The sequence below is a fragment of the Rhizobium sp. PK7-22 genome, assembly GCF_056530405.1.
The window spans coordinates 2,451,190-2,471,977 of sequence record NZ_CP096514.1 but is presented as its reverse complement, the minus strand read 5'-3'; the positions used below and the strand labels follow the sequence as shown (position 1 = coordinate 2,471,977).

Sequence of the window (20,788 nt, the reverse complement as noted above, 5' to 3'; positions counted from 1 at the left end):
TTCCGGAGACAGACATGACCCAGACCGTCACGACACAGACTGCCACCTCTGCCCTGCCCATCGTCTTCTCGCGCGAGGTCGAACAGGCCCGCGCCGCCGGCCTGCCGCTGGTGGCGCTCGAATCGACCATCATCACCCATGGCATGCCCTATCCCGGCAACATCGAGATGGCCCGCAGCGTCGAGGCGATCATCCGCAATGGCGGCGCCGTGCCGGCAACGATCGCCGTGCTGAACGGTACGCTGCATGTCGGTCTGGAAGAGGACGAACTCGAGCAGCTTGCCCAGGCGAAGAACGTCATGAAGCTCTCCCGGGCCGACTTCGCCTTTGCCTTGGCGACCGGCCGCACCGGCGCCACCACGGTCGCCGCCACGATGATTGCCGCGGCTCTCGCGGGCATCCGCGTGTTTGCGACCGGCGGCATTGGCGGCGTCCACCGCGGTGCCGAAGAGAGCTTCGACATCTCCGCTGATCTCGAGGAACTGGCCAAGACGGACGTCATCGTCGTCTGCGCCGGCGCCAAGGCGATTCTCGACATCCCCAAGACGCTGGAGGTCCTGGAGACGCGCGGCGTGCCGGTGGTGACCTATGGATCGACGGATTTTCCCGCCTTCTGGTCGCGCGTCTCCGGCCTGCCGAGCCCCCTCTCCGTCGATTCGGCCAAGGAGATCGCCAGGTTCGAGACCGCCCGCCAGGCGCTCGGCGTGCGCGGCGGCATTCTCGTGGCCAATCCCGTTCCGGCAGAGGACGAGATTTCGCGGGACGAGATGGAGGGCTACATCCAGATCGCCCTCAAGGCGGCAGCCGAGCAGCATGTGGCGGCAAAGGCCGTCACGCCCTTCCTGCTCGACCACATCTTCCACCAGACCGGCGGGCGCAGCCTGAAGACGAATATTGCGCTGGTGGAGAACAATGCTCGACTTGCGGCCGGGATCGCTGTCGCGCTCGCGGTCTAACGCGCGCGCCGCTCACCCTCGTCGGTTTTCCGGAGTAAGATCTTGCCTGCCATTCAGACCATCGTGCGGGCGCCAGAGCACCGTACAGCCCTTGCTGCCCTGGTGCTCGGCGGCATCGCCATCGGCGCTTCGCCGATTTTCGTGCGGCTGTCGGAGGTCGGGCCGATCTCCACCGGCTTCTGGCGCCTGGCACTGGCGCTGATCCCTTTGTCGCTGTGGAGCCTGCTGCGGCCCCAGGTGGACCCGAAGGTGGCGATCACCCGCCGCGACTGGCCGCTGCTCGTCCTGCCGGGCTTGGCGCTCGCCATCGATCTCGTGGCCTGGCACCTGTCGCTGCACATGACATCGGTCGCCAATGCCACGCTTCTGGCCAATCTGGCGCCTGTGTTCGTGACGCTGATCGGCTTCCTGCTGTTTCGGACGGCAGTGACCCGGATCTTCCTCCTCGGTCTCGGGCTTGCCATCGCCGGCGTCATCACGCTGAAGGGCGGCCCGGCTGCCCTGGGGGACGGCAATCTTGCAGGCGACGCCATCGCCACGCTCGCCGCCGTCTTCTACGCCTGCTACATCCTGGCGATCGGCCGGCTGCGCAGCCGCTTCGACACGGTGCGGATCATGATCTGGTCGACGGCCACGGCCGCTGCGGCGATCCTGCCCTTCGCGCTCTATTTCGAGGGCAATATCTTGCCCCCCAGCCTCTACGGCTGGGCGATCCTCTTCGGCCTTGCCTTCATCAGCCATGCCGGCGGACAGGTGGCGATCACCTATGCCCTGGCCTTCCTGCCGGCCGCCTTCTCGTCGCTGACGCTCTTGCTGCAGCCGGTGGTGGCGGCGATCCTCGCCTGGTTCATTCTGGCGGAAGCCATCGGTCCGCTGCAGGCGATCGGCGGCGCCATCGTGCTTGCGGGAATTCTCGTCGCCCGCCGCGGCGGCTAGAGATCTATAGCAATCGCCGCCCGAGCGGGCGGCGAGCTTGTCTCAGTTGTCCAGCATTTCCCGCACCGCGACCGCCAGCTGCTTCAGCGAGAAGGGTTTTGGCAGGAAGCCGAACTTGGCATCCGCCGGCAGGTTGCGGGCAAAGGCATCTTCCGCATAGCCCGAGACGAAGATGAACTTCATGTCCGGATAGGTCTTGCGCAGCTCTCCCAGAAGCGTCGGGCCATCCATCTCGGGCATCACGACGTCGGACACGACGATGTCGACCTTGCCCTCGAGCTCTTCCATGATTTCCAGCGCCTCGACGCCGGAGCCGGCCTCGTGGACGGTGTAGCCACGGGTCTCCAGCATCCGCTTGCCGCCGCGGCGCACCGCTTCCTCGTCCTCGACGAGCAGCACGACGGCGGAATTGCCGGTGAGATCGACAGGTTCCTTGGAGGCCAGCGCTTCGGCCGGCGGTGCGGCGTCCGGCGTCGGCTGCATTTCCTGCAGAACCAGTGCCTCCGGGATGTGGCGCGGCAGGAACAGGCGGAAGGTCGTTCCGCGGCCAACTTCCGATTCGGGATAGATGTGACCGCCCGACTGCTTGACGATGCCATAGACCATCGACAGGCCTAGGCCGGTACCCTTGCCCACTTCCTTGGTGGTGAAGAAGGGTTCGAAGATCTTGTCCATGATCTCCGGCGGAATGCCGGTGCCGCTGTCGGACACCTCCACCATGACGAAATCCTCTTCCGGCAGATCGGCCTGCGGGAAGTTGACCGTGTCGCTGGCGTCGACGTTGCGGGTCTTGATCAGCAGCGTGCCGCCCTGCGGCATGGCATCGCGCGCGTTGACGCAGAGATTGATCAGCACCTGCTCGAACTGCGACAGGTCGGTGCGCACGGTCCAGAGGTCGCGGCCGTAATCCACCTCCAGCTTCACATTGGTTCCGGAAATCAGCCGGTCGACCAGCATGCGCAGGTCACCGACGACATCGGTCAGGTTGAGCACCACCGGCCGCATCGTCTGCTTGCGCGAGAAGGCCAGCAGCTGGCGGACGAGGACTGCGGCGCGGTTGGCGTTGCGCTTGATCTCCATCAGGTCCGCGAAGCTTGCATCCGAAGGGCGCGCCTGGAGAAGCAAATGATCGGACGACAGCAGGATCGCCGTCAAGACGTTGTTGAAGTCGTGGGCAATACCGCCCGCCAGCGTGCCGACCGCGTTCATCTTCTGCGTCTGCGCCATCTGCGTCTCGAGCGCCTTCTGCTCGGTCGTCTCCACGGCGTAGACGATTGCCGCTTCCTCCGGCGCCTCGTCGCTCTCGTCGATGACGGCGTTGACGTAGAAGCGGACATAACGGCTGTCGTCGCCCGGATGGCGGCAGTCGATCGGAGCAATGTCGCCCTGGCGGTCGGTCGCCGCCGCCAGCGCCTGCATCAGCTGCGGGCGCGCCGTCTCGTGGACAATGGCTTCCAGATGGGCGCCGGCATCGACCTCGTCGCGCGACACGACGCCGGCAAAGAGGCGCAGGAAGGGCGCATTGATGCGCAGGATCTTGCCTTCGCCATCGACCGAGGCAATCGCCATCGGCGTGTTGTTGAAGAAGCGGGTGAAGCGCATGGCGGACGCCGACTGGTCGCCCTCGCCGCCCTTCGGACGGTTCAGCACGATGGTGCGGCTCTCCCCCGGCGCGCCGTCGCGCATTGAGGTCACGGAGTGGACGAGCCGCACCGGCAGGCTCTGGCCATTGGTGCGGCGAAGGTCGAGGTCGAGCGTTTCCGTGCGCTTCAGGCCCGGCGCCGCCTGCACCGACTGGATCAGCGCCATGCCTTCGCCGGCCACGAAATCGGCAATCGTCATCGACCGCGGCACGAACTTCGTGAGGTCGAGGCCAAGCCATTCGGCAAGCGTCGCATTGATATAGAAGACCTCACCCTTGCGCCCTGCCGAGAAGAAGCCGGCTGGCGCGTGATCGAGGTAGTCGATGGCGTTCTGCAGTTCCCGGAAGAAGCGCTCCTGGTCGTCCCGCTCCGAGGTGATGTCGGTCAGCTGCCAGATGTCGAGCTGATTGCTCGCGCTCTTTCCGGGCCGCAGGTGACGGGCCTTCAGCCGGTACCAGTGCGCGCCCGAACTGTTGCTCGCGCCGCGACCAAGCGGCTGGGCGAGGCGGAACTCCTCGTGGCCCTCGCGCCCTTCGCGAAGTCCGTTGGTCAGGCGATAGAGCGCCTCACTCGATTCGCGGTTGCGCGACAGAAGCGGTTCCAGCGCCTGCACATTGCTGCCCTTGCTGGCGCCCGTCAGGCGGCCGTAGGCGGCATTGGCATAGACAATCCGGCCGCGGGAATCCGTGACGAGGATGCCGTCCGGATGCGTTCCCAGGTAACCGCGTGCCAGCTCGTCCGAACGGGACTGCGGCATGACCTCGACGAAGCCGATGATCGACGACACCATGAAGAAGATGCCGACCATGGCCAGAACGCCGAGCAGCCCGAGCACGATCTCGTTGTCCAATGCCTGCTGGAAAAAGACGAAGGCGATAGCCACGCCGATCAGCACCAGGGCTAGCAGGAGGATCCGGATCACGGTTCCACCCCGCGCTCCGCGGTCGACCAGGGGCTCCTCGTAGTTGCCCTGCTGCAACCTCGTCATCAAGTCCTCGCTATTCGGCCGACCGAAGAAGGCACAACTCTGGAAACTGTCGGCAAACCGCCGCGATTCTTTCTTAGCAAGTTGCGGTTGATGCAAAAAGCGCCGAAGTGCAGAAAACCCGGGATAGCGACGCCTAAGCTTCCGCGATCCGGGTCCGCATCTTGCCGCGGTCAAAAAAAAGCGCACTTCTACCCGGGACAATCTCGCAGGAGCACTGAACGATGATCGATGGATTGATGGGCGAATATGGCCTTCGGCTGGTGATCGCGGTCGTCGGCGTCGGCGTCGGCTTTGTCTGCCTGATCGGCGTCCTCTGGCTCCTGCGTGGGCGCCGGGGTCCCTCGCCCTTCATCCGCGGCGGCCGCAACCGTCAACCACGCCTGCAGGTGCTCGATGCGGCAGCCGTGGACGCGCGCCGACGCCTGGTGCTGGTTCGCCGCGATGACGTCGAACATCTGATCATGATCGGGGGGCCGACCGACATCGTCATCGAAAGCGGAATCTCGGCACCTTCGGATACATCAGCGGAACCGACTGTCGCGGCGCAGCCCCGTCCGCGTGCGCAACGCGAACCGGTCCAGCCACCATCGCCGGCAGCGCCTGCGGCGGACCCTGTGCGGGAACGGGCGACGTTCGCCGGCCCCGCACTCGAGGCCCAGGCCGCAGTCAGGCAGCCGCCGCCCGTGGCTGTTGCACCCAAACCTGCGGCTCTACCGGTATCCCGGGCGCCTTCGACCGAACCACCAATTGCCGCACCACCAAAGGCCCCGCTGCCTGTCGAGACCAGGGACGTCCGTCAGGAACCGGCGCTGACGGAAGCAGCCGACATTCTGGATGCAGCCCGAGGCCGCGTGTTCCAGGGACCGACACAGCCGGTACGCCCTGTCCCGGCCAATCCCGTCGTGTCGGACGTGGCGCCGACGAAGTCGTTTGGGAGCGATTTCGAACGTATCCTCGAGGAGGAAATGGCGATCAATCTTGCCGCCGGGGAGACTGCGCCTCAGGCATTTGCCGCTCCGGCCGGGGATAAGCCGCGCGTCACCGGCGCCACACCCGAGCCGTCTTTGCAGGACGAAATGGCTCGCATCTTCGGGGAGATGTCGGTGACGCGCGACAAGTAGCGTTGCGGCTCAGCACCACGGGTGCGCCACCGATCAAAAAAATGGCGCGGCAATGCCGCGCCTCGAAAATCACCTGGAGCCGCTTTCCGCCTATTCGTCGCGGTAGACCTTTTCCCGACGCTCGTGACGCTCCTGCGCCTCGATCGAGAGGGTCGCGATGGGGCGGGCGTCGAGACGCTTCAGCCCGATCGGTTCGCCCGTCTCTTCGCAATAGCCGTAGGTGCCGTCCTCCAACCGCTGCAGAGCAGAATCGATCTTTCCGATCAGCTTGCGCTGCCGGTCGCGAGCGCGCAGCTCGATGGCCCTGTCGGTTTCGGAAGATGCCCTGTCGGCAAGGTCGGGGTGGTTGGCGCTTTCCTCGGCGAGATGACCAAGCGTCTCGCGCGCCTCCCGCAGGATGTCATTCCGCCAGGCGACAAGCTTGGCCCGGAAGTACGCCTTCTGGTTCGCGTTCATGAACTCGTCGTTTTCCGACAGAACATAATTGCTAAGATCGATCTTCTCACTCAACGCGATTCTCCCGAAGAACATCTCAAGGCGCGCTCTATATCCCATTCAACCACGCCGGTTCAAGCCCGTTGGACATGAGAAAACCATTTTTAAACCTGTCACAATATTAGGCTAAAGGGCTACAAATTCATCTTTATTCTAGGCTTGCGCCCTTATCGGCACTGGCCTGGCAGCCCATGGGCCCCTTTGCGCTGTGACGATGGTCATGGTTGACGGACCGGCCGGCAAAGAGCTACGCATCCGGCCAGCGCATTCCTTCGGCAGCAGAATGATGAACTCCAGTTTTCCATCCCGAATCTATCTGCTCCGCCATGCGAAATCCGGTTGGCCGCAGCCTGGCGAACGCGATTTCGATCGCCCCCTCGATGGCGAAGGCTTTGCGGAAGCGGAGCTCGTCGCCGAAAAGGCCGCCGACAGAGGTTATCATCCCGGGCGGGTCATCAGCTCCACTGCCGTGCGCTGCCGCCAGACGGCCGAGGCCGTTCGCCGCGCCATCGACGAAGAGCTGGATCTCATGTTCGTCGACGATCTCTACAACGCGCCGGTCGACGTCTATCTTGAACTCCTATCGTCCAATGTCGGCGCCGGGTCGCTGATGCTGATCGGCCACAATCCGACCATCGAAGAGGCCATGGAGCGCCTGATCGGCGCCGACGAGACGGCTGGAGCCATCCCCATGGGGTACCCGACGGCCGGCCTTGCGGTTCTCGATGGCCCTGGCGAGCCGGCAAGCCGCCATTGGCGTCTCGTGGATTTTCTCACGGCCTGACTGCGGGGCCTCGGGAGGCTGCCGACCTGGCCGCCGAAAGCACTTCTTTTCAGCTACCCCTGGTGAGCCTATATAGGCCGAAAAGAAGGATCCCGCCTTGCCGCCCTCCCTCACCAGCTTCACGGACGATGCCCGCATTGCCATCGACAACCTCGCCGACCGCGCCGCCGGCCTGGTTCACCCGACGGTGCGGCTTGGCGTCACCGGCCTGTCGCGCGCCGGCAAGACGGTGTTCATTTCCTCCCTCGTCCACAACCTCCTGAACGGCGGACGCCTGCCGCTGTTCGAGCCGGTGCGGTCGGGACGAGTGTCGGCGATCCGGCTCGAGCCGCAGCCGGACGACGCCATCCCCCGCTTCCAGTACGAGGACCATATTCAGGCGCTGGTGCGTGATCGTGTCTGGCCCGACTCGACGCGCGCCATCTCCGAACTGCGCATCACCCTGGACTACCAGAGCGCCAGCGGCTGGAGCCGCATGTTTTCGGCGGGACGGCTGTCGATCGACATCGTCGACTATCCGGGCGAATGGCTGCTGGACCTTCCGCTGCTGGCACAGGACTACCGGACCTTCAGCGACAACACGGTGACGCTTGCGCGCACCGGCATCCGTGCAGAGCTGGCGCGGGAGTGGCTGGCACTCTGCGCCAGCATCGATCCGGATGGTCCGGCCGACGAGATGACGGCACGGCGGCTGGCAGAGGCCTTCGCCACCTATCTCAAGGCCTGCAAGTCGGACGAGAGGTCGCTGTCGACCCTTCCCCCCGGCCGTTTCCTGATGCCGGGTGATCTGGACGGTTCTCCCGCCCTCACCTTCGCGCCGCTTCCGAACCTCTCCGCCGAACGGGCTCCGAAAGGATCGCTGCGAGCGATGATGGAGCGCCGCTACGAGGCATATAAATCGGTCGTGGTGAAGCCGTTCTTTCGGGATCATTTCGCCCGCATCGACCGGCAGATCGTCCTGATCGACGCCTTGCAGGCAATCAACAGGGGGCAGGAAGCCGTGCAGGATCTGGAGAGGGCCCTGTCGGACGTGCTGGCCTGCTTCCGTCCGGGCAACAACAGCCTGCTGTCCTCCCTCCTCGGTCGGCGCATCGACAAGGTGCTCGTGGCCGCGACCAAGGCCGACCATATCCACCACGAGAGCCACGAGGCGCTGGAGAAGGTGACGGCCCGCCTCGTCGACCGCGCCATGCACCGGATCGGCATGTCCGGCGCGGGTATCGACGTGATGGCCATCGCATCTGTCAGGGCGACGCGCGAGGCGACGGTAAACGAAGGGGGGCAGGCCCTCCCCGTCATCGTCGGCACCCCGATGCCCGGAGAGCGGATCGGCACGGAAACATTCGACGGCAACCGCAAGACGGCCATCTTCCCCGGCGACCTGCCGAAGGACCCCGAACTGTTCTTCAAGGGCCTCGGCAACGGAGCCGACATGCCGGAGATCAACTTCGTCCGCTTCCGGCCACCGGCCGTGGAAGAGGCCGGCGGCGGCATCCGGCTCTCGGTGCCGCACATCCGCCTCGACCGCGCCATGCAGTTCCTGTTTGGAGATCGCCTCGCATGACCTCCTCCGACACCCCATCCGGTCGCGGCACGCGTCGGCCCGGCGCCTATGATGTCGGCGATGATCGCCAGCCTCAGACGGTCCAGACGGCTGCCCGTCCGCCGCGCAGCTTCGACGACGGCATGATGCTGACACCGCAGGAGCAGGATCCCTTCCTGTCGCCACCGGAACTCGAACCGGATGCCATTCCCGTCGCCGTGCCGCGCCGTCGGAAAGGCTTTTCCTTCGCGAACCTTGCTCTTGCAGCCTTCGGCACCTTCCTGTCGCTTGCCTTCGGGCTCTGGGCCGACGGCGTGGTGCGTGACCTGTTTTCCCGCAACGACTGGCTCGGCTACGCGGCACTGACCGCGCTTGCCGTCGGACTTCTCGCCATCTTGGTTGTTGTCGCGCGCGAGGTGGCCGGTCTGCTGCGCCTGTCTGCCGTGCAGAGCCTCAAGGCGGAAGCCGAGGCGGCCGCAGCGGCTCCTCTGCCGGGCAGCGCACGGGCCGTGGTCGCCACCCTGACGACGCTGCTGTCGCATCGCGCCGAGACGGCCAAGGGGCGTGCCGTCCTCGACGCCACGAAGGACGAGATCATCGACGGCCCGCAGCTGCTTGATCTTGCGGAGAAGGAACTGCTGTCGCCGCTCGACCGCCAGGCCAGGGCGCTGATTCTCAATGCCTCGAAGCGGGTCTCCGTGGTGACGGCCATCAGCCCGCGGGCGATCGTCGATCTGGCCTATGTCGTCTTCGAAGTCTCGCGCCTCATCCGGGCCATGGCAGAGCTCTACGGCGGCAGACCCGGGCGTCTCGGCCTGCTGCGGCTGATGCGCGACGTCATCGGCCATCTGGCCGTCACCGGCTCGATTGCCGTCGGCGACGGACTGGCGCAGCAGGTTCTGGGGCACGGGCTGGCGGCAAGGCTTTCCAAGCGGCTGGGCGAAGGCGTCATCAACGGCCTCCTGACGGCGCGCATCGGCATTGCCGCCATGGATCTGTGCCGGCCGCTGCCCTTCCGCGCCGTCAGACGCCCCGGAATCGGCGATTTCCTATCCGACATCGCTTCGGTCGGAAGTAGCAGGAGCGACTAATATTCCACGCGTGGATCCATAGTTCCGGGGCCATGGTTACCAGTCATTAACCAGTTTCACCGTACCCTTGCGGCTCGAAACGGCTCTTGATTGGCCAAGGAATCATCCATGAACCTGCGCATATTCTCCCTGTTCGGCGTGATCGCCGTCGCCCTTGGCGCCACCTCCGCCATGGCTCCCGAAGCAACCGCTGCTCCCCGAGACAAGGCCTTCTTCCAGCAGGTCGCCGGCACCTGGAAGGGTCCGGGCGAGATCGTCGCCGGGAAATACAAGGGCACCAAATTCAACTGCAACCTGATCGGCGAACCGACGCCGAGCGGCGAGACGGGCATCAAGCTCGACGGCACCTGCCGCGTCGGTGTCTTCAAGCAGCCGATGTCGGCCGTGATCACCCAGAACGGCAAGGGTTATCAGGGCCAGTTCCTCGACGGGGCCGAAGGCAAGGGCCTCGACATCATCTCCGGTGCGGTCAATGGCGACAAGGTCGTCGTCGGCATCAACCGCGCCCAGTTGAACGGCGCCATGGTGGCCAGCCTGCGCGGCGCCAATACCATGAACATCACGATCTCCGTGAAGGTGGAGGAGGAGATGGTCCCCGTCATCGGCCTGACGCTGGACCGCGATCTCGATTCGCTTGCCGTCGGTTCGATCGACTGATCTCTGCGTGGCGGCGAGAGCTAGGTCTCTCGCCACCAGTCACGATTGTCCGTCGCCAGGCGGATACCCGCCTGGTCCGCCCTTTTCAGCCACTCCGCAACCGTCTGACCATCGACCACAAGGTCCGCCGCGATCTCGCTGAGCGGCATCAGCACGAAGGCACGCATCGTCATGCGCGGATGCGGCAGTTGCAGGCGGCCGGTCTCCTGCGCCAGCGTGCCATAGGTCAGGATATCGATGTCGATGGTGCGCGGTCCCCAGCGCTCGACGCGCTCGCGCTTCATGTCGCGCTCGATGTCGAGGCAGAGGTCGAGCAAGGCTTCGGGTGCCAGGGAGGTGCCTATCAGCGCGCAGCAGTTGAAGAAGTCGGCCTGGTCGGTCTTGCCCCAGGGCGGAGTCTTGTAGAGACGCGAGACCAAAAGTACCCGGCAGTCCGGATGCTGGTCGAGTTGCCGCAGCGCGAACCCCATCGCCGCCGGCGGATCGCCGATATTGCCGCCGAGGCCGAGGGATGCGGTGAAGTTCATGTCAGGCTGGACGGTATGCAACCTGCACCTCGGCATGATCGAGAACACCCTGAACCGGCGCACTGGGCTTGCGCACGGTGATCTCGACGTGGCGGATCTGGGCAAACTGGGCGCAAAGCGCCTTGGCGATGTCGAAGGCGAGCGTCTCGATCAGCTTGCGCTGCTGCCCCGTCACCACCCGTTCGATCAAGGTGAACGCCACGCCGTAGTCGACGGTCTGCTCCACCAGATCCGTTTCCAGCACATCGCCGGCCTCGACCTCCATGGTGGCATCGACGAAGAAGCGCTGTCCAAGGGCATTCTCCTGCTCCAGGACGCCGTGCCGCGCGAAGAAGGCGCAGTTCTTGAGGGTGATCGTGTAGGTGGTCATTGTGTGTTCCCGCCGTTTCTGGAAGCTGCCGCGATGACGGCATCGGCCATGGCCAGCGCATCCTGGCTGGCGGCCACATCGTGGACACGAAAGATCGATGCACCGGCAAGCCGCAACATGGCCGTGGTGGCTGCCGTGGCAATATCGCGATCGGCGGCCACGTCATGGCCGGTGACCGACCCGAGGAACCGTTTTCGCGACGTCCCCACCAGCCATGGAAGCCCGAGCACGTGCAGCTCGTCGAACCGGGCCATGAGCTCGAGATTCTCTTCGGCATTCTTGGCAAAGCCGAAGCCCGGATCAAGGACAAGGCTGTCGCGCCCGACGCCGGCGTCACGGGCAATCGCGAGGGATTGCCCGAAGAAATCCAGCTGATCGGCAATCAGGTCAGCCTTTCGCCGTCCATCACGGCCCCGACCCGTGTGCATGATGCAGAGCCCGGCACCGCTTTCGGCCGCCACCTGGGCGATCTCCGGCTCCCGCTGCAGTCCATGGACGTCGTTGATAATGTGGGCGCCCGCCGCCACCGCCAGCCTCGCCGTCTCAGCCCTGTAGGTGTCGATGGAAATCAAGGCATCGGTTTCGCGAGAGAGCCGTTCGATCACTGGAAGAACGCGGTCCTGCTCCTGCGCCGCACTCACCTCGTCGGCGCCCGGGCGGGTCGATTCGCCGCCGATATCCAGGATCGACGCCCCCTTTTCCACACAGGACAGGGCAAAGATGATGGCCTGGGCGCTGTCCACTAAGCGGCCCCCATCGGAGAAGGAATCCGGCGTCACATTGACAATGGCCATGATATGGCCGCGGTTGCCCAGTTCAAGGTTGCGCGAGCGGACCTGCCACACGATAGTGCCGTCCGTCGCGGTCGAGGCGGCCTTTGTCCAGGAGTAACGCAAATTTTTGTGCCTTCTTGTTGCGCTGCCGACGCCTATGCCGCAAGCTCCTCCAAAGTTCAACGTCTGCAGGCTGAAGAATGCCCCTGATTAAAAGATTCCGCTGCCTGCTCGGCGGAACTGTCGCTGTGTGCCTGGCGGCCACTATGGCCCACGCCGATCCCCGGATCACCAAGACATACGGTTACTTCAGCATCGGCGGACGCACGGCCGAAGATCTGGACAGCGAACTGGAGCGCCGCGGCCCCCTTACCCAGACCACGGGCCATCGCCACCCTGGCGCGACCGAGATCAGCTTCGGCGGGGAAGTCACCTATGTGGAGCGCAGCGGCCGCTGCTCCGTCGGGGCGGCAAAGGTCACTCTCAAGACGCATATCATCCTGCCGCGCTGGAGCAACCGCCGCCGTGCGGATCAGGACCTTCGCTTCATCTGGGATACCTTATCCTCCGACATCAAGCGGCATGAGGAGCGGCATGCCGAAATCGCGCGCAACTATGCGCGCAATCTGGAGCAGGAACTCCAGAACCTCCGGCCGGCGTCCAACTGCGAAGACTTGGAAGAGGTCGTCGGCGCCACGACACGGCGCGTACTGGAATCGCACGACCGGGATCAGCTCCGTTTCGATCGGGTGGAATCGACGAATTTCGACAGCCGACTGATGCGCCTCCTGCGATACCGCCAGCAGCAGAACGGCGGCTGAGGGCACCTTAAAGACGTTTGCCCGCCAACTAGGCCTGGCGTTCGGGCACGTTGACGACAAGCCCGTCGAGCGCATCGGTCATCTTGATCTGACAGGACAGTCTTGAGGTCGGCTTCACTTCATAGGCGAAGTCGAGCATGTCCTCCTCCATCGGAGACGGCGGTCCGACCCTTTCGGACCAGGCGTCGTCGACATAGACGTGACAGGTGGCGCAGGCGCAGGCGCCGCCGCATTCGGCTTCGATGCCCGGCACGGAGTTGCGCACGGCATTCTCCATTACGGTCGATCCGTTGGCAGCATCCAGGTCAAAGCGCGTTCCGTCGAAGGCGACGATGGTGATTTTCGTCATGGTATGGAGATCCGGTCAGTCTGATGCGAGGGAGGATCTGTCATACGACAAATCCCGGAGCCCGCAAGACATAGGGTGCGCCTGCCCGGGCGGCAATGCCGCCGCGGGGTTTGTCTTTCGGCGCGTTTGTCAGCGGCAGAGCTTGAGGACGAAGTTCTCGGTGTCCAGGACGGCAGCGCCGAGATTGGCCATCGCCGCCGCTTCAGCGCCGTTCGCTTCCAGGCGAGCTGCAGCATCGGCGACCTTGAAGGCACCCACGCCGCTCGCCGCACCTTGCAGCCGGTGGGCGGCCGCAACGATGACAGCAGTATCGCCGTTTGCAATCTCGCGCAGTGCCTGACGCGCCTGCCGCACGAAGGCCTGCAGGGCCTCGATCTCGCGGCTCTTGTCACCCAGGGTCTGCGTCGCGAGGTGGACGAGGTCGATGGGTCGAGACTGCGAGGGAGACAGGCCACGCAGGGTGACGGGGGCTTCGAACGCGATACTGAGAGCAGCCATGAGACGTGCCATTCCTTTGAACTTGATTGTCACGATGGTGACGGAAGGCCCGCTCTATCCCGTTAAATTCCGGCACAAACGCGGCCGGAATCTCTGGCTATGGTTAATTTCGCCTAAGTCGCCTGATTTACAGCCGTTTCGGAGCGTTTTATGGTTTAAATTCTGTTAACAAGGGTTTGCTCTGCGGGCCCCGGCAGGGGCCGCGAATTGTTATGGCACGACAGATGTGCCACTACAGTACGATTGGATGGACAGGAGTCCGCTCCTATCATCCTCGATGGCGCGCTGGTAAGCTTTCCTTATCATCCGTTTGCAAGAACGCCATCCAACTGATTGTAATTGGATTCCAAATGTCATGACGGCACGAGGAATCCGGCAGGCATGATTTCCGGGCAGGTCGATGGCGGTTGATCAGCGGGGAAATAGCCGGGCGAGTCCGTAACGAGGCGTAACCGCATGGCAAAGAACACCACGAGTGAAACGGTCGATGAAACGGCCTTCCAGGCTCTGGAAGATGCTCTGAAGATCGATTTCAATGACGAGCAAGATGCCCGTCGCAGGTCCGCGCCCCATGCCTCGGAGACCAGAGTGTCTGACACACCCAAGCAGCGTTCTTCAACCGCACGGCAGGAAAACCCTGCCCAGCCGCCCCGCCCCCAGGCATCGGGCGAGCCCCTGGCGCGCGCACCTGCGTTCGAACCCGCAAACGACGGCAGCCGACGCAACACGCTGAACATGCTGAAATCGCTGGAAGGCGGCACGATGCGTGCATCGCTGCGCAACGCCGCGATCGTTTCCGCGCTCTGGGCAGTCGGCGGCCTTGGCCTCGCCCAGCTACTCTACGGCAGCGCGCTCTGGCAGATGGGATCCGTCGCCGGTCTGATTTCGGCACCCGGAATCGTTGCGATCGTCGTCGGGATCATCGTGCCGATCCTGCTGTTCTTTGCCTTCGCGATCATGATGGCGCGGGCGCAGGACCTGCGCAATGCCGCACGCTCCATGGCGGAAGTGGCGCTTCGCCTTTCCGAACCGGAAACCGTTGCCGCTGAACGCATCATGACCGTCGGCCAGGCGGTTCGCCGTGAAGTCTCGGCCATGAACGAAGGTATCGAACGGACGATCGCTAGGGCGACCGAGCTCGAGACGCTGGTGCATTCCGAGGTCAATGCGCTGGAGCGCAGCTATACGGACAACGAACTGCGGGTCCGCGGTCTCGTTCACGAGCTCGGCTCGGAACGCGACGCGATCGTCAACCATGCGGAACGCATCCGCTCATCGATCGTGGGCGCTCACGAGCAGCTCAAGGAAGAGCTTTCGCTCGCAACGGAAGAAATCTCGATCCGCCTGGCGACGTCCGGAGAAGCCTTCGCGTCGATGATCGATACGCGCGCGGCAGCGCTGACCGACAGGACGAATGCCGCAGGCGAAGCCCTCGGCTCGCTGCTGTCGGCCAAGGCTCAGGATCTCGTCGACACGCTCAGTTCGTCTGGCTTTGCGCTTGCGACCGAGTTTGACGAGCGCCTCCAGACTCTGACGTCAACGCTTGCCGAACGCGGTGAAGCCCTTCTCGGAGAATTCGAGACGCGCGCCTCGACGCTCGATGCCAATACCGAGCGGTTGAACGCAGCGCTCGCCGATCGGACACGGCAGCTGAACGAGACACTGGTGGCCCGCACGCGCGAGATCACCGAGGGTCTCGCGGAAGGCGAACGCAGCATCACCGGATCGCTGGACGCCGTGCTGGCGTCGCTGAACCAGTCGCTGGACGACAAGGGCACCTCCTTCCGCCGCAATCTCCAGTCCGCCGCAGACGACGCTGTCATGGACCTCGACCTGCGCACCGGGCTCTTCGAAGAGCGGCTGCAGGCGACCGTCGGGCAGCTCAGCGCGACCTTCGACGAGGGGCTCACCGAGTTTGCCACCGCCTTCGACCAACGCGCTGGCAGCCTCGACAGCAAGCTGATGGAAAGCCTCGCCCGCATCAACGAGACGGTGGCAGGTGGCTCCGAGTCCATCGAGGGCATCCTGAGCACAAGCATCGAGCGAATCGGCGCGGCAATGACCGACCAGTCGCTGTCGCTGGCGACCACGCTTGGTACCGGCCAGGAAGTGCTGGATTCTATGCTTGAGAGCCGCACGCGCGAGCTTGGCGATGCGCTTGCCGCACGCACCAGCGAAATCACCAGCGCCTTCGGCAACACCCATGAAAACCTCGATGCGGTTCTGGCCGGCCGCAGCAGCCTGCTGATCGGCGCGCTGACGGAGAGCCAGAAGCAGTTCGACCGGACCCTGGGCGAGCGCTCGGGCGCCGTCATCGAAGCGCTGGACGGTGGGCAGCAACGCTTCGTGGAGGCTCTCGACCAGCGGAGAGCGGCGATTGAAACCGCCGTCTCCGACGCGCCCGAACGTCTAGCTCTGTTGCTCGACGAGCGTGCCTCCACCATTGCCCGCCACCTTGAGGATGGCGAGCAGCGCATCGCCGATGGCTTCGACCGTCGCGTCGCGACTCTCGGCCAGACGCTGTCGTCGAACGGCGACAGGATCGGCGAACTCCTCGACGACAAGACAATGGACATCAGCACGGCGCTGGCGCTCGGTGAAGATCGCATCTCCGGCATCCTGGCCGGTCTTGCCGAAACACCGGAGCGCATCACCACCGCGCTCGACGAGCGCGCCGCCGTCTTTGCCCGTCACATTGAGGACGGCGAAAAGCGGATCGGCGAAGATCTCGACCGTCGCGTCACGGCCATTGCGCAGACGCTGTCGTCGAACGGCGACCGTCTCGGAGAACTCTTCGACGACAAGACGATGGACATCAGCACCACGTTCGCGCTTGGCGAAGACCGGATCTCGGGCATCCTCGGCACACTTGCCGAGACGCCGGAGCGTGTCGCGACCGTGCTCGACGAACGTGCCGCCGTCCTTGCCGAGACGCTCTCGACGAACGGCCAACGTCTCGGGGAACTACTCGACGACAAGACGATGGAGATCAGCACCGCCTTTGCGCTTGGCGAAGACCGGATCTCCGGTATCCTCGGCAACCTTGCCGACACGCCGGAGCGTGTCTCCAGCGTCCTCGACGAACGCGCCACAACCATCGTGCGTCACATCGAGGAAGGCGAACAGCGCCTCGGCGACAGTGTCGATCGACGGGTTGCAGGCCTCACCGAAGCCCTTAATGCCAACGGTGACCGGATCGGGGAACTCCTCGACGACAAGACGATGGAGATCAGCACCGCCTTTGCCCTTGGCGAAGATCGGATCGCCGGGATCCTCAGCAATCTTGCCGACACCCCGGAGCGTCTCTCCAGCGTACTCGACGAACGCGCCAGCGCAATCGCGCAGCATATCGAACAGGGCGAAGCGCGCCTCGGTAAAACCCTCGATGAGCGCGTTGCCGGCTTTGCGCAGATCGTTGCTGCCAACGGCGACAAGATCGGCGAGATCCTCGACGACAAGACGATGGAACTCAGCACCGCCTTTGCCCTTGGGGAAGACCGGATCTCCGGAATCCTGAGCGGCGTCGCAGACACGCCTGAGCGGCTGTCTGCCGTTCTCGATGAACGGGCGGCAGCGATCCTGCGGCACATCGAAGACGGCGGGCAGCGCCTCGGCGAAAGCCTCGACGAGCGAGTTGCGGACTTTGCGCAGATCGTCTCGTCCAATGGCGACAGGATCGGCGAACTTCTCGACGACAAGGCCCTCGAGCTCAGCACATCGTTCGCCCTGGGCGAAGACCGTCTGGCCGGCATGCTGGACGAACGGACAGAGAAGCTCGTTGCCAGCGCGTCCGACGCCGGCAACCGGATCGAGGCCTCGGTTGGCCAGGTTTCTGAGCGCATCGAGACGGTTCTCGGCGACGGCGCCAGCCGGCTTGAGAGCAACCTAGCAACCGGCACGGACCGGATCGAGTCCACGCTCGGCCAGGGCCATGAGCGTGTCGCCGAGACGCTGTCTTCCATGCACGCGCAATTTGCCGGCACGGTCACCGCTGCCAACCAGCAGCTGGAAGAGACCCTCGGCTCCAACTACGATCGCCTGCGCAAGACGCTCGAGACGCGTGGTGACATGATCTCGGTCGCCCTCACCCAGGCCCACGAGCAGATCGTCGACCTGATGTCCGACCAGGTCACGACCATCGGCACGACGATCGCCACGAGCGCCGGCCTGCTGGAAATGTCGCTGGAGCTGCAGCAGGAAGAGTTCCGCGCCGCCATCGATGGCGCCGGTGGTGACCTGGAGCAGCGTCTCAGCTCCACCGCCGGCAGCATCGCCGCCAAGCTGAACGACGCAGCGCAGGAAATCACCCGCTCTGCCGACGAGTTCTCCGGCCGCATCGAATTTACCGTCGGCAGTGTCGCCGCCGCCCTAAACGACAGCGGCAGCAAGATCGAAACCACGTTCGGCGGCCTGGAAGGCCGGATCCGCGACGAATTGGCGGGCGTCACTGAGCTGGTCGACGGCGCGGGACGCAATCTGGGCGATACCCTCTCCCAACGCACCGCAGATCTCGAGCGCGTCAGCACAGACGCCCACGACCGCATTGCCGGCACACTGGATGCCGGCACCGCGCGCCTCGACGAGCGCCTCTCGACCATGGACCGCGCCCTGACGATCGGCCTCGACAATGTGTCGCGGACCATCGAGGGCAAGGCTGCAGGTCTTGCCGCAACGCTGCGGGAAGCCGTTTCCTCTGCCGCCGAGGGCATGGACAGCGAAGCCATGCGCTCTGCCGAGATGCTCACGCGCGCCGGTGCCGAGTTCACGGATGAACTCTCCAATCGCAACGCCGAGTTCACCCGCTCCATCGAGGAGCGTTCGAACGAGATCGTCGCACGGATCTCCGAAACCCAGAGCCGCCTTGCAGGCCAGGCCGCCACGGTTGCGCAAGCATTCTCCGAGGCCGGCAATTCCATCGTCAACAAGGTGGCCGAGGCTGATTCTCTCGTCAAACGCCAGGTGACTGCGATCTCGCAGGCGCTGGGCGACGCCGAGCAGGCGCTGGAGGCCCGCGGTGGCGCCCTGCGCGGTACGCTGTCGAACACCGCCGCCGAACTGCAGGCGGCCATGGACAACGTCGACAAGGCGCTTGCTGCCCGCGGCGATGCGATCCGCTCGGCGCTCGACAGCCGCGCGCGCGACCTGAACTCCATGCTGGCCAGCCGGACGACGGAACTGTCCCGGCTCATCGAGGAGCAGGCCAGGCCGGTCGTCGAGGAGTATGCCGTCGCCAGCCGCACCGCCGCCGACCAGATTGCCGTGGCTGCGCAGGAGGGCACCGACCGCCTCGCCGCCGCCGTCAACGAGAGCGCCGGCCGGATCCGCAACGAGAACAATGCACTCGTCGACGCCATCGCGTCGCGGACCAACGAGGCCCTGTCGGCGCTCACCCAGCGCGCGGAGAATACGGCCGGCGCCATCCTGGCCGTCGAACGCGGCCTGACGGGCAACGTCAATGCCCTGATCGACCGGCTGGCGGAAAGCAATTCCGGCATCACCGACATCGTCGAACGGGCGACCCGCAACATCACGTCCGCAGCCGATCAGGCATCGGCACGCCTCGCCGGTGTCGACGAGAAGCTCGATGCCACCGCCAACCGCTTCCACGAGTCGGCAAGCCACGCGGCAGACATGGTGTCGGGCTCGAGCCGTCTCCTGGAAAACAACATCGACCGCCTTGCCAGCATATCCGGACAGACGCTCAATCAGGTCGGCGGCATCGTCGGGCGCTTCGATGAACATTCCAAGGTGCTTGCCCAGGCATCGGAACTCTTGGGTGCAGCCCAGTCCAACCTCGCCAACACGCTGGGCGAGCGTCAGAACGCGCTCCGCAGCCTGTCGATCGGACTGGTCAAGCAGTCGGAAGAGATCGAGGCGACGATGCGCAACCTGACGACGCTGGTGGAAGGCTCGTTCGAGCGTGCCGGCGAGCGGTCCTCCCAGGTTGCCTCGCATCTGCGCGAAAGCCTGCACGGCGCCTTCGCAGACATCGGCCGCACGCTTGGCGAAACGCAGCAGCGAGCCGACATTACGGCACAGGCAATGCGCGATGCACTGATGGGCGCCGGCGAAGAAGCCAATCGCGCCATCGACCAGACCATGTCGAACGCCGAGAACCGCGCCAAGGGTCTTTCAGAGCGTATCCGCGGCAGTGTTGAAAGTTCGTTTGGCGATGTCGAACGGATGCTCGGCGAAGCCGCCGACCGGTCTGACAGTGCCGCCTCCCACCTGCGCGAGACGCTGCGCCAGTCGGTGGAAGAGGCCGTCGGACGCTTCGCAGGCGCAACCGATGAAATCCGCCGCTCGGCCAACGAGATCCGCGAAGAACTCGACAGCACCCGCTCCGAACTGAAGCGCGGCGCCTTCGATCTTCCCGAAGAAGCCAAGGAGAGTGCAGCAGCCATGCGGCGTGCGGTCTCCGAGCAGATCAAGGCGCTTCAGGACCTCTCGCAGCTCGTCGGTCGCTCGTCCCAGCAACTGGAGGTCTCGCAGCCTGCTCCGGCGCGTGCGCAGGCTCCAGCGCCGGCACCTGCGCCTGCGCCAGCACCACGGCCGCAGCCGGTCGCAGCCCTGCCGCAGCAGCCGCCGGCTGCTGCTCCACGCAGCGACTTGCTGTCATCGCCCCTGCGCGGCTCGATCAATGTCGATCGCCCGGCACAGCCATTGCAGCCGCGCCCTTCCGAACCTTCGGCAGGACGACGGGATGAGGGTGGTTGGATCAGCGACCTCCTGCGCGGCGCGTCCGAAGGCGCAGAGGCACCGGCTCGCCAGGCACAGCCGCGCCAGCCCGAACAGCAGGCTCCGCGCGGCAATGGCGACAACCGCAATCCTCGGCACATGGTGGAATCGCTGAACTCGCTGTCGGTGGACATCGCGCGCGCCATCGATCATGACGCCTCGGTGGACCTCTGGCGCCGCTATCAGCGCGGCGAGCGGGATGTCTTCACCCGCCGCCTCTACACGCTGAAGGGTCAGCAGACCTTCGACGAGATCAAGCGCAAGTACGAACGCGAGCCGGAATTCCGCACCGCCGTCGACCGCTACATTGCCGACTTCGAGAAGCTGCTCAACGATGTCGCCCGCACCGATCGCGACAAGTCGGTCACCCAGAGCTACCTGACCTCCGATACCGGCAAGGTCTATACCATGCTGGCGCATGCGGCTGGGCGCTTCAACTGAAGCCATGCCCCTGCTGACCGAGCAAACGAAAATGGCCGCCCCAAGGGCGGCCATTTT

At 64.8% G+C, this 20,788-nt stretch carries 16 protein-coding genes; 9 read left to right on the top strand and 7 right to left on the bottom strand.

The window, feature by feature from the left end:
* The first annotated feature begins 14 nt into the window (after positions 1-14).
* Both M1E10_RS16805 and M1E10_RS16800 read left to right on the top strand, forming a co-directional pair.
* Positions 15-956 (top strand): pseudouridine-5'-phosphate glycosidase, encoded by a 942-nt coding sequence (locus tag M1E10_RS16805; protein WP_499173958.1) that lies wholly within the window; start codon positions 15-17, stop codon positions 954-956.
* A 39-nt stretch (positions 957-995) separates the two neighbouring features.
* A complete protein-coding gene (locus M1E10_RS16800) occupies positions 996-1,892 on the top strand; it encodes a DMT family transporter (RefSeq protein WP_499177212.1) in 897 nt (298 codons plus the stop codon).
* Between the two features lie 42 nt (positions 1,893-1,934).
* Here M1E10_RS16800 and cckA read toward each other — a convergent pair whose 3' ends face one another.
* Positions 1,935-4,523: a cell cycle histidine kinase CckA gene (gene cckA, locus M1E10_RS16795; RefSeq protein WP_499173957.1), complete on the bottom strand. Its 2,589-nt coding sequence runs from the start codon at positions 4,521-4,523 to the stop codon at positions 1,935-1,937.
* Between the two features lie 221 nt (positions 4,524-4,744).
* Between cckA and M1E10_RS16790 the strand changes: the two genes are divergently transcribed.
* A complete protein-coding gene (locus M1E10_RS16790; protein ID WP_499173956.1) occupies positions 4,745-5,644 on the top strand; it encodes a flagellar biosynthetic protein FliO in 900 nt (299 codons plus the stop codon).
* Positions 5,645-5,734: 90 nt separating this feature from the next.
* On the opposite strand, the gene dksA is transcribed toward M1E10_RS16790, so the two are convergent.
* The gene (dksA, locus tag M1E10_RS16785; protein WP_499173955.1) at positions 5,735-6,154 is read right to left on the bottom strand and encodes an RNA polymerase-binding protein DksA; all 420 of its coding nucleotides are present in this window, start codon (positions 6,152-6,154) and stop codon (positions 5,735-5,737) included.
* Between the two features lie 271 nt (positions 6,155-6,425).
* Here dksA and M1E10_RS16780 point away from each other — a divergent pair, with 271 nt between their 5' ends.
* The 4 genes from M1E10_RS16780 (at position 6,426) to M1E10_RS16765 (ending at position 10,214) form a co-directional block, all read left to right on the top strand.
* Entirely contained in the window at positions 6,426-6,923 is a 498-nt protein-coding gene (locus tag M1E10_RS16780; protein ID WP_499177211.1) for a SixA phosphatase family protein, read from the top strand.
* Between the two features lie 97 nt (positions 6,924-7,020).
* Positions 7,021-8,487, top strand: coding sequence for a YcjX family GTP-binding protein (locus M1E10_RS16775; RefSeq protein WP_499173954.1), 1,467 nt, complete (start codon positions 7,021-7,023; stop codon positions 8,485-8,487).
* Positions 8,484-9,557 (top strand): YcjF family protein, encoded by a 1,074-nt coding sequence (locus tag M1E10_RS16770; protein WP_499173953.1) that lies wholly within the window; start codon positions 8,484-8,486, stop codon positions 9,555-9,557. Before M1E10_RS16775 ends, M1E10_RS16770 begins: the two co-directional genes overlap by 4 nt.
* Positions 9,558-9,665: 108 nt before the next feature.
* Positions 9,666-10,214, top strand: a complete 549-nt coding sequence (locus tag M1E10_RS16765) for a hypothetical protein (RefSeq protein ID WP_499173952.1) — start codon at positions 9,666-9,668, stop codon at positions 10,212-10,214.
* Positions 10,215-10,234: 20 nt separating this feature from the next.
* Here M1E10_RS16765 and folK read toward each other — a convergent pair whose 3' ends face one another.
* Genes folK through folP form a run of 3 tightly spaced genes read right to left on the bottom strand, consistent with a single transcriptional unit; the run spans position 10,235 to position 12,007 of the window.
* A complete protein-coding gene (gene folK, locus M1E10_RS16760; RefSeq protein ID WP_499173951.1) occupies positions 10,235-10,741 on the bottom strand; it encodes a 2-amino-4-hydroxy-6-hydroxymethyldihydropteridine diphosphokinase in 507 nt (168 codons plus the stop codon).
* A gap of 1 nt (position 10,742) precedes the next feature.
* A complete protein-coding gene (gene folB / locus M1E10_RS16755) occupies positions 10,743-11,111 on the bottom strand; it encodes a dihydroneopterin aldolase (RefSeq protein ID WP_499173950.1) in 369 nt (122 codons plus the stop codon).
* Complete coding sequence (folP, locus tag M1E10_RS16750) at positions 11,108-12,007, bottom strand: dihydropteroate synthase (RefSeq protein WP_499173949.1); 900 nt, start codon at positions 12,005-12,007, stop codon at positions 11,108-11,110. The genes folB and folP overlap by 4 nt, the downstream gene beginning before the upstream one ends.
* Before the next feature lie 77 nt (positions 12,008-12,084).
* Here folP and M1E10_RS16745 point away from each other — a divergent pair, with 77 nt between their 5' ends.
* On the top strand, positions 12,085-12,705 hold the full coding sequence (locus M1E10_RS16745; RefSeq protein WP_499173948.1) for a DUF922 domain-containing Zn-dependent protease: 621 nt from the start codon (positions 12,085-12,087) through the stop codon (positions 12,703-12,705).
* 28 nt (positions 12,706-12,733) lie between these two features.
* On the opposite strand, the gene M1E10_RS16740 is transcribed toward M1E10_RS16745, so the two are convergent.
* Positions 12,734-13,054: a 2Fe-2S iron-sulfur cluster-binding protein gene (locus M1E10_RS16740; RefSeq protein WP_029618301.1), complete on the bottom strand. Its 321-nt coding sequence runs from the start codon at positions 13,052-13,054 to the stop codon at positions 12,734-12,736.
* A gap of 129 nt (positions 13,055-13,183) precedes the next feature.
* The gene (locus M1E10_RS16735) at positions 13,184-13,564 is read right to left on the bottom strand and encodes an Hpt domain-containing protein (protein WP_499173947.1); all 381 of its coding nucleotides are present in this window, start codon (positions 13,562-13,564) and stop codon (positions 13,184-13,186) included.
* 444 nt (positions 13,565-14,008) lie between these two features.
* Here M1E10_RS16735 and M1E10_RS16730 point away from each other — a divergent pair, with 444 nt between their 5' ends.
* Positions 14,009-20,731: an apolipoprotein A-IV repeat region-like domain-containing protein gene (locus M1E10_RS16730; protein WP_499173946.1), complete on the top strand. Its 6,723-nt coding sequence runs from the start codon at positions 14,009-14,011 to the stop codon at positions 20,729-20,731.
* The last annotated feature ends 57 nt before the right edge of the window (positions 20,732-20,788 follow it).